This window comes from Erwinia plantamica, assembly GCF_043420595.1.
GTDB classification, from domain to species: Bacteria; Pseudomonadota; Gammaproteobacteria; order Enterobacterales; family Enterobacteriaceae; genus Erwinia; species Erwinia aeris.
Map to the genome: position 1 here is coordinate 1 of NZ_JBGCUC010000040.1, position 1,129 is coordinate 1,129.

Genomic DNA, 1,129 nt, shown 5'->3' on the forward strand with positions numbered 1-1,129 from the left:
CTAAAGAAAAATTTGAACGTTCCAAACCGCACGTCAACGTTGGTACTATCGGCCACGTTGACCACGGTAAAACTACCCTGACTGCTGCTATCACCACCGTTCTGGCTAAAACCTACGGCGGTTCTGCTCGTGCATTCGACCAGATCGATAACGCACCAGAAGAAAAAGCTCGTGGTATCACCATCAACACTTCTCACGTTGAGTATGACACCCCGACTCGCCACTACGCGCACGTTGACTGCCCTGGCCACGCCGACTATGTGAAAAACATGATCACCGGTGCTGCGCAGATGGACGGCGCTATCCTGGTTGTTGCTGCGACTGACGGCCCAATGCCGCAGACCCGTGAGCACATCCTGCTGGGCCGTCAGGTTGGCGTTCCTTACATCATCGTGTTCCTGAACAAGTGCGACATGGTTGATGACGAAGAGCTGCTGGAGCTGGTTGAGATGGAAGTACGTGACCTGCTGTCACAGTACGACTTCCCTGGCGACGACACCCCAATCGTTCACGGTTCCGCGCTGAAAGCGCTGGAAGGCGACGCCGAGTGGGAAGCGAAAATCATCGAGCTGGCCGGTCACCTGGATAACTACATCCCGGAACCAGAGCGCGCAATCGACAAGCCGTTCCTGCTGCCAATCGAAGACGTATTCTCCATCTCCGGTCGTGGTACCGTTGTTACCGGTCGTGTAGAGCGCGGTATCGTTAAAGTCGGCGAAGAAGTTGAAATCGTTGGTATCAAAGATACCGTGAAATCAACCTGTACCGGCGTTGAGATGTTCCGTAAGCTGCTGGACGAAGGCCGTGCGGGCGAGAACTGTGGTATCCTGCTGCGCGGTATCAAGCGCGAAGATATCCAGCGTGGCCAGGTTCTGGCTAAGCCAGGCACCATCAAGCCACACACTCAGTTCGAGTCTGAGGTTTACATCCTGTCCAAAGACGAAGGCGGCCGTCATACTCCGTTCTTCAAAGGCTACCGTCCACAGTTCTACTTCCGTACAACTGACGTGACCGGTACCATCGAACTGCCGGAAGGCGTTGAGATGGTTATGCCAGGCGACAACATCAAAATGGTTGTTACCCTGATCCACCCAATCGCAATGGACGACGGTCTGCGTTTCGCAATCCG

General features: G+C 54.7%; 1 protein-coding gene. It reads left to right on the forward strand.

Features of this window, described 5'->3' with window-relative positions; all coding sequences use genetic code 11:
- A partial coding sequence (tuf, locus tag AB3U87_RS21930; RefSeq protein WP_394150516.1) for an elongation factor Tu occupies positions 1-1,129 on the forward strand: 1,129 nt, incomplete at both ends.